Origin of the sequence: Allocoleopsis sp. (assembly GCF_036703385.1) — a bacterium.
GTDB lineage: Bacteria > Cyanobacteriota > Cyanobacteriia > Cyanobacteriales > Coleofasciculaceae > Allocoleopsis.
This window is the reverse complement of sequence record NZ_DATNPA010000057.1, coordinates 1-8689: the sequence shown is the minus strand read 5'-3', so window position 1 is coordinate 8689 and position 8689 is coordinate 1. Positions and strand designations below refer to the sequence as shown.

General features: G+C 43.9%; 8 protein-coding genes and 1 pseudogene. 5 read left to right on the top strand and 4 right to left on the bottom strand.

What is annotated here, in order from left to right:
* Positions 1–202 precede the first annotated feature (202 nt).
* Positions 203–1006 (top strand): ElyC/SanA/YdcF family protein, encoded by an 804-nt coding sequence (locus tag V6C93_RS03105; protein WP_333475182.1) that lies wholly within the window; start codon positions 203–205, stop codon positions 1004–1006.
* Positions 1007–1101: 95 nt separating this feature from the next.
* Positions 1102–1659: a peroxiredoxin gene (locus V6C93_RS03100; RefSeq protein WP_333475181.1), complete on the top strand. Its 558-nt coding sequence runs from the start codon at positions 1102–1104 to the stop codon at positions 1657–1659.
* Positions 1660–1820: 161 nt separating this feature from the next.
* Here V6C93_RS03100 and V6C93_RS03095 read toward each other — a convergent pair whose 3' ends face one another.
* The 4 genes from V6C93_RS03095 to V6C93_RS03080 all read right to left on the bottom strand — a co-directional run bounded on the left by V6C93_RS03095 (position 1821) and on the right by V6C93_RS03080 (position 6699).
* On the bottom strand, positions 1821–3119 hold the full coding sequence (locus V6C93_RS03095; protein ID WP_333475180.1) for an ATP-binding protein: 1299 nt from the start codon (positions 3117–3119) through the stop codon (positions 1821–1823).
* Between the two features lie 849 nt (positions 3120–3968).
* A complete protein-coding gene (locus V6C93_RS03090; protein ID WP_333475183.1) occupies positions 3969–5387 on the bottom strand; it encodes a DUF5009 domain-containing protein in 1419 nt (472 codons plus the stop codon).
* 55 nt (positions 5388–5442) lie between these two features.
* Complete coding sequence (locus tag V6C93_RS03085; RefSeq protein WP_333475179.1) at positions 5443–6315, bottom strand: polysaccharide deacetylase family protein; 873 nt, start codon at positions 6313–6315, stop codon at positions 5443–5445.
* A 228-nt stretch (positions 6316–6543) separates the two neighbouring features.
* A complete protein-coding gene (locus V6C93_RS03080; protein WP_333475178.1) occupies positions 6544–6699 on the bottom strand; it encodes a hypothetical protein in 156 nt (51 codons plus the stop codon).
* Positions 6700–6785: 86 nt separating this feature from the next.
* On the opposite strand from V6C93_RS03080, the gene V6C93_RS03075 reads away from it, so the two are divergent.
* The 3 genes and pseudogenes from V6C93_RS03075 to V6C93_RS38065 form a co-directional block, all read left to right on the top strand.
* Complete coding sequence (locus V6C93_RS03075; protein ID WP_333475177.1) at positions 6786–7376, top strand: chromophore lyase CpcT/CpeT; 591 nt, start codon at positions 6786–6788, stop codon at positions 7374–7376.
* A gap of 296 nt (positions 7377–7672) precedes the next feature.
* Positions 7673–8503, top strand: a pseudogene (locus V6C93_RS03070) (Rpn family recombination-promoting nuclease/putative transposase); the annotation flags it as partial.
* A partial coding sequence (locus V6C93_RS38065; RefSeq protein WP_349262605.1) for a DUF4351 domain-containing protein occupies positions 8498–8689 on the top strand: 192 nt, incomplete at its 3' end. The pseudogene V6C93_RS03070 and the gene V6C93_RS38065, both read left to right, overlap by 6 nt.

Genomic DNA, 8689 nt, shown 5'->3' with positions numbered 1-8689 from the left:
CTTGATGTTTTCCAAAGAGGTATGCAATTAGCAAAGTCATTGCAGTATCAAGAGAATTATTTTGCTGAGCAACTTGAGCGAGTGAGTAAGCAGACTTCGCAGCAGTAGTTATGCTTTAAAAAATCCAGTCGTTGTATTTTTTTGAATACATGCTTTTGTAAGGGCACGATATTATCGTGCCCTAGTTATATGATTTATCTCCATGAAAACTGTTATTTCGACGATGAGAACCCTATCTTCAGAGCAAGTCACTCAAATCCGTCAATTAACCAATGCTCAAGATAATTTTGATGGGCTCGTTGCCTTTGGATATGGGCCAGTTCAGAGGGGTTCTTGTCCAGGCTCTTATCGCCTAAATCTGTATGGGAGAATAAATGCGATCGCAACAGGTATGCTTTACCAAAGCCTCAATATTGGGCGGATTATTCTCACAGGTGGAAAAACGGGAGGAGCCGATAAGCCATCCGAAGCGGCACTGATGTCTCACCTTATTCAAACCAAATTTGGTATTCCCGACTCCATGTTCATTCTTGAAGAGGAGGCGATGGATACAATCTTCAATCTTATCTATATCACTAATATTATTGATCAATCACCTCATCTGTATCAGAACTTGCTATTTGTAGCACTGAGCTGTCATCTACCACGAATAAGAGAAATTTGTGCCTTAATCAGACTGAGGGGTTGTTTTGTTGCCGCAGAATCTGTGGTTGAACGGCTTTCTAAAGGTCATAAACATCTACTACTTAAATTACTTCATCCTGAGAATGATAGTTATGCCTCAATGCTGGAGAGTCAGGAGCGAGGGATGCGTGGAATCCGACAAATGCCGGAGTACTGGCTACCCCCTCTAGGAACATTAAAAAATACTCAACGACTGAGGGCAATTTTAGCAACTCCTAAGGTTCAAGCTTTTCTCGATCACTATCCCTTCGATATCGTCGCTCTACCAGCAGCACAATTGCACAAAACAATTAGCGAAATTCCTCGCCAATTCCCTAATTAACTGAAACTTAACAGTAGAATATCTATTTTTTATGCTTCTAATAGTTGAGTCAAAAGAATGTAAACTTATGTTAAGTCAATATCTTAGTTTGGGTCATGCTCTCTCGTCGTACTGTTCTAAATACTCTCTTAGCGAGTTGTTTTGTCATCTTGGCTTGGTTGAATTTCGCAACTGCTGCCAACGCCCTTGGCGGCAAGCTACCTGCTATCAATGAATCGGCACCAGAGTTTACACTGCCCACCAACACAGGCGCTGGTAAAGTGTCACTTTCTGACTATCGCGGCAAGTGGGTTGTTCTCTATTTTTATCCCAAAGATTTCACCTCAGGGTGTACCTTGGAAGCGCGTCGGTTTCAGCAAGACTTGCCCAAGTACATGGAGAGAAATGTGCAGATTCTTGGCGTCAGTGCTGATGATGTGGAGTCTCACGCTGAATTTTGTGATTCAGAAGGTCTGAAATTCCCCCTTCTTGCAGATACTGATGGCCAAGTAAGCAAGGCTTATGGTTCCTGGATGGGCTTCGTTTCTCTGCGCCATACGTTCATCATTGACCCAGACGGTATCCTGCGTGAGGTATTTCTTGGTGTGAGACCTGCCATACATAGTACAGAGGTTCTGGCGCGTCTGGATGAGTTACGACCAACGGCCTCGTAGAGGATTGCTCATACCATTCTGGATTTTGGATTTTGGATTTTAGATTTTGGATTGCATACAGCCTGATAAGGCAATGGTTTCAATCTATAATCGCATCCTCTGTTTAAACTGGTATCAAATTGATTGATTCTGCACTAACACCTATTTTCTAGATAGAGTTTTCATTGTTTTTTGTGGGCGATCGCTTGGAATTGTTCAGCCTCAATCAAAAGGGGATTGGCATTATACCAGCGCCCTAGCTCGTCTTCGTATTCCAAGACAAACCGCGATCGCCGCAAGATTTCATCGGCGGTTTCTTCCGTCAATCGATGCTCTTTGGCTACTCGCACGAGCAACTCCCACTCGTGGTCATCAACGGCAACGACCAAGCTATCCCGAGTTTCTCGAATCACTGCTTCCGCAGAGGTTCGTGATAAGGGTAGCTCTTCTTCTTGCAGACATCTGTAGATCATATCTCGCAACGTTCGCACATTACCGCCACTAATGCGACACAGTCGGTCTAGAGTTTCCGGAGTGTCAAAAACTTGTGTAATCAGCCTGAGGCGTTCCTCCGGTTGCTGATCGGGAAATGCGCGAACCAGTACCATTTGCCGTAGCAGTCCCATTCCTTCTTCACAATCACTGCCATCCCGCTGCTGTATGGGAATCATGGGTAGTAGGATTGGGGTAACACCGAAGTGCTGTTTGAGGGTAGTGTATTCCTCAGAGAAAACCAATCCTAGGGGAAAGGTATAGATCGTATGGCAGTTGAGCTGGCGTAGCTGATGAGCTTGCTCAATGAATAGGCTTTCGTATTGGTGGCATCCCCAGACGTTGCGGGGACTATCTAAGCGGTCTAATCCATCTACAATCACGACCAAGCCTTTTTTACCCTGGCTCTTAAGCAAGGCGATCGCAGGTTCCAGCAACTTCTCGTTCATCGCTTCCACAATGTTATAGTTACTGGTTGCGAAAACTTCTCGTAGATGGCGACGAAGCTTGGGAGTGTTTTTGAGGACAGGGATAAGCTTGCCTAGTCCTGAGGCGGTGGCGGAAATTTCTGGTGATTCTGAGACGACACTGAGCAGATGATTGCAAAATTTTTGTGAGATATTGATATCCGAGGCTTCGAGGCTTTGATTGATGTGGTGTGCGATCGCAATCATTAAAGTCTCGATATTCAAATCGGCTAAATCCAATTCCTCCTTGGCATCGAAATAAACGACGTAAAATAACTCCTGCTCTAGTTCAGTCTTGAGGTGAAGTAACTCTGTCGTCTTGCCAGTCCCGATATATCCCGTAAACAACTGACAAGTTGCCTCATCCAAGGAGGTACGGCCGATGATTTCTTTCATCGCTCCCATGATCCTAGCGCCCCGCACAGGTGAGTAATCTAGTTGATACTGTTGCTCATCATCGCTGCTACTCAGAATCTGACTAGGGTTGCAGGCTTTGTAGAACCGCTGTAAATCTTGGGTCATGGTTTAGCTTGAAGTCCGGGAAAGTAAGGCGACGCTTCCCTTATACACAAGTTCCTCATCCCTTTCCGGTCACTACTCTTGCCAATCACCCAACTGGGTGACCAAAAAATAGCGAACGTGGTCAGTGAATAGACCTGTTTTGAAAGTCTCCTTTCATCCTGGAGTGTGAGCGTACCGCTCATGAACGTCTCTTGCATAAATCCTGGAAAGCCCCCTAAATCCCCCAATTCTGGGGGACTTTGAATTCTATTCCCCCCACCCCTCTCGTTCTCCCCTAGGAGGACAAAGGCGAAGCCTTTTTTGATTGGGGGCTAGGGCGTGTTTTCAAACTCTAAATTTACCTGTGTCTTGCGAAGAAGATCCCCCCCAGCCCCCCTTAAAAAGGGGGGAGAATCAACTCAAAGTCCCCCTTTTTAAGGGGGATTTAGGGGGAGCTCCGGGTTTGAAGACACGCCCTAGGGGGGCGAAAATAGAATGAGAGCAAGAGACTTTTGCAAGAGACTCCATGAACCGGAGTACACAACAAAAGTATGAAAATCTTTTTTCTCCACTCCCTACTCCCTACTCCCCACTCCCGACTTTCAAGATAGGTCTAAGGCTGTGCATCAGTTCTTTAGATCAGTTCTTTAGAGCAGACCCAATTTCCTTAATGCGTTGGTTGCTGCCTGTTTTTCAGCTTCTCTCTTTTCATTCACTTCGTGCGGTGTAGCGAGGTCGCAACTTTGGGGTTAATTGCTGTAGTTATTAATCCACTGTGATCACTCTAAAATTGGTAGAAGGAAAGTACCTTGACTTAAGTGAAGTTTGCACAGACTGTTGATAAAACATCGCACACCAATTCCCCAAACCTTAAGTCCGCCAAAACAGCTTCAACCTCGTACATAAACTCACAACCAACGCAATGGGTAACGTATAAAGGACTCCTTTCAGAAATCCTCTTAAGGGACTATTAGTATGCTCTACAATGATGGGTTCAAGTTGAGTTAAGGTCAGAATAGGCCAGAGTAGATTAGCAAACGCTACGTAGGCAATCATTGGATTCTGTCCATTGTCAATCAACAGTTGTAGCCATTGACGCTGTTTCAAGACATCTATAAGTACAGTAAACACAATCAGAATAAAGAAGGCGATCGCAGTGGCAATGAAGTAGTAACTATAGGTAGATGGGTCTTTTTTTATCCCGCCCCCATACGGTTCAAAAAATAAACCCAAGGCCAGCCAATAAACGCCCCATTGGTAAAACGATTGCAGTAACCTTTCCGTTGCATTACCCGGATTGGTCAATAAAAACCAACCCATTGAACAAAGAATTAGACTCAGCAACGTTGTTTGCCATACCCATCTAGTTTGTAGACCAATCAGTAGGCTTAAACAAATAACCAACATCAATAGAATAATGCTAAAAAAACGCGGCTCATTCCAGTTGAATCTAAGCCCTTCATCTTCCTCATCTACAGTTGGCGATCGCAACCCAAGCAAAATTAAATCTCCCGCCATTGTTCCGGGGATAACAATAAATAAATACTTCAAATAATCAAATTGGAAAATCCAGGGAACAGGCGATGCGCCCCAAAGCACAGCAATCCAACTTCCCTTAATAGTAGCGGACAGCCGCAACGCTATCAATAAACCCAATAATCCTAGACGTAATAACCCTTTATTTTGGGTAAACAACCAGATAAATGAGCCACAAACTGCCATATTCGCCAGAACAACCAAGATAATATCGCTTCTAGAAAGCGAAAATCCAGTTCCATCGGGATATCGAAGCACAGAGACAAGTATAATTCCTCCTATCCAAGCACCTAAGGTAATCCATTTCGTATATTGCCTGGATTTTCCCTTAATAGGCCACCGGACAAACATGAGAAAAAGTATCACAAAACCCAACAGGGCTATCCACCACGTTTGCGCAATTGGGTTCTTATTGATCGTAAATGGTCTAATATGTTGCAGGAATATTGCAAAACTCCCTAATAAAAAGCCGCGTTTTAGGATAAATAAAATAACTTTTATAGGGGTGAATCCTTTAGCAATGCGACTCGATAAAGCTAAGGGAATAGCCGCCCCCATTGAAAACAAAAACAAGGGGAATACTAAATCTACCCAAGTTAATCCAGCTAGATTAGGATTGAAATCATGCATCGGTGGCGGTTCTTGAGCATGGTACATCCAAGCAGGCAAAATCTTATACCTTATAGTACCCGATAAAATCATTGCTAAAATAGCAAATCCACGCATCGCATCTAAAGCGTAGGAACGTTTCAGGTTGGCAGTAACTATAGCTTTATCCTCCTAAATATGAAGTGATGTTCTAGCATTTTTAGCTCTTCTTTATCAGGTGGGACCTCTCAGCCATTTTTATCAGTCTGCTAGCTGATTTCGTGCGATTAACCGTTAAACGAGGAATTTCATAATAGTTTCTCAAAAAAGAGTATTTTAATATCCGACTATTATACAAATAGCTGGATAAATAATATTTAGAGGCATAGTACTCAACTCGTTGATTATAAGCTCCATAAGGGTAAGCTAAATGAGACGCTACCTTTTGTTCAGAGTCTAATCCTGCCGTACATTTTCTTAGTTGAATCTGGGCAGTTGACAACTCATGTATTAACTCTTGAACAGTTAGTTTTGTTAAATTTTTATGATTCAAACCATGAGATTGAATATCATAAAATCCTTTTGCCAATCCCTCTCTCAAATTTTGGCACTTTAAGTGAGTTGAAGCTGTACTTTTAGCCTTGGCTAAGGTGCCAGGATTGACAAACAAAACGATTTTTACTTTTTTGCCGTATTTTTCTTCAATCTTATCCAAAAAAGGTATTAAATGAGTGTACACTGTTTTATAACCATCATCAAATGAAAGCATAATGGGTTTTTGATTTAAATGTTCAGGTGGAATAGATTTAGCACTAGTCAAAAAATAATCGTATAATTCCTGGGTAGTGATAAACCAATAGTTTTGAGTAACTAAATATTCAATAAAGATTTCTAACTCTTGCTGGGGGTAGTCCATTTCAATGAGTTCGGATTTAGGAGCAGAAGGCTCCCTGCCAATGATTCCATGAAACCCCAAAAGAGGAATTTTTGGAGTAGTTAATTCTACGATTAACCAGGTGAGAAATAAAAAAAATGTCAACCCCAGCCCAAAATAGAGGAGGAAATTTTTAGAGTTAAATTTGAGGGATTTCATTCAGCTTCTTAGTTGTGGTATTAGCCTGGATTGCGATCGCCTTTGGCGGTGCCCTTCTCTTCGAGACGCTTTGCGAACGGACAATTGCACAAGAAATCGTCTGAAAACGGCCCCCTTGCGTCTAGCCATGTTTTGGGAATGCCCTGTACTCGTACACCAAGAGCGACGATACCACCTGCGATCGCACAGGTTGTCTCGATCCGCCTGTAGCGCTATAGTATTTCAACCTTAGGGAACATCCGCGTAACGCCAAGGTGCAGGAGGCACCTGACGCGGCTCGCTTCGGGTAGCAAGCTCCAATCCAGCCCCAAAAACAGTTTCTCCTACTAAGTCGCTGCCTGAAAGCCTAGTCAAAAACAACTGCATCTGTTCTAGAGAGTTCATAGTTTTCCCGTGTGCCTGTTCAATGAAGTTCAGTCTGAGTTTTACAATTATTGATAAAGTTTGATGAGAATTCTGAGAAATAATTAATGACGCATTCAACCGATATCGCCACCTTAGCCCGTTGGATGGCTGCTGATTTTAGCAATCAACAGCAGGCGTTTGACAATCCCCCCCTATTCGCCCATATTCGTGTTTGTATGCGTCCCCTGCCTCTGACGCTGCTCGATGGAGTCAGTTTTTTTCTCGAACAAGCTTACGACTATGCGCTAAACCAGCCTTATCGGTTGCGGGTGTTGAAGTTAGTGACAGTAGGCGATCATATCGAAATTGAAAACTACAAAGTCAAGGACGAGAAACCATTCTACGGTGCCTCCCGTGACCTTGCACGTTTGCAAACCCTACAAGCCGAACAGTTGGAAAAACTTCCCGGATGTACCTTCCAAGTTCAATGGACGGGTAAAAGTTTCAACGGTGAGGTTGAACCCGGTAAAGGCTGTATGGTTTTGTGGAAAGGGGAGGAAACCTATCTCGACAGCATGTTCGAGATAGATGAGAATAAATTTATCAGTCGCGATCGCGGACGCCACCCCCAAACCGATGAGCATATTTGGGGTTCGATCGCAGGGGAATTTCAGTTTGTCCGTTGGGCGAGTTTTGCGGATGAGGTGAAGGTTTAGAAGGAGCTAGTGCCGCTACGCGGAAGCCAAAAGTCAAAAATCAAACATTAAAAGTTAAAAATTCTGTGAAAATCAGGTGTTCAACCACTTGTAAACTGATGACTTATTTCTGCCGTGCTGCACTAGCTCTAGCAAAAGGCAGAGGGCAGTTCGCGCAGCGTTCTCCGCAGGCGTAGGCAGCAGGGGAAAGATTGACGGGTAAAGCTTTCAAGTCTTTGTCGAAAGTCCTAATCGCCTGGGCGACTGCTATACCTGAAGTTCCCTGTAGCTAGTAGATTATCAGCAGGCAATTTCCCTTGGCTTACGACAACATTTGTAAATATCTGGCAGAGCAATATCCGGCTGAATTTGCTCAATGGCTTTCGACAGAAGAGGTAACTGACATTAAGGTTCTCAAAACAGAACTCAATGTAGAACCCATTCGTGCTGATTCCCTGACGCTGTTGCAAACTGCTAACCAAATTCTGCACATAGAATTTCAAACTTTACCTGATTCCAATCCCCCACTGTCACTGAGAATGCTCGACTACTGGGTTAGGCTGAAACGGCAGTACGGTTGTCATATTGAGCAAGTTGTGATTTTTCTGAAGTCTACTAGCTCAGATGCTGTATTCATCAACGAGTTGACTGATATTAATACCAGGCATCGTTATCAAGTGATTCGCCTGTGGGAACAAGACCCAGCACCACTGCTCGCTAGTCCTGCACTGTTACCTTTGGCGGCTCTGGCTCGGAGTGATGCTCCTAATACTTTACTAGAGCAGGTGGTTACCCAGCTCGATAGAATCGAAGAACCACGCCAACGGAGTAATCTTGCCGCATGTGTGGATGTGCTAGCGGGTTTGCGGTTCGACAAAAATTTAGTTCGTCAACTCTTGAGGGAGGAGATCATGCAGGAGTCGGTCACTTATCAGGATATTCTCCAAAAAGGAGCACAACAAGGACGAATTGAAGGACGGCGAGAGGCAACTCTATCACTGGTGATGCGTCTGCTGACTCGTCGGTTTGGTGAGATTAATCCTCACTTACAAGAGCAAATTCGGAGTTTATGGCTAGAGCAGTTGGAGGAGTTGGGTGAGGCGCTGTTGGATTTTGAGACAGCGACGGATTTAGCGATATGGTTGGATAAGCGTCAGTTAGAATCCCTACTCATACGTCAGCTAACTCGTCGGTTTGGTGAGATTAATCCTCACTTACAAGAGCAAATTCGCAGTTTATGGCTAGAGCAGTTGGAGGAGTTGGGTGAGGCGCTGTTGGATTTTGAGACAGCGACGGATTTAGCGATCTGGTTGGATAAGCGTCAGTTAGAATCT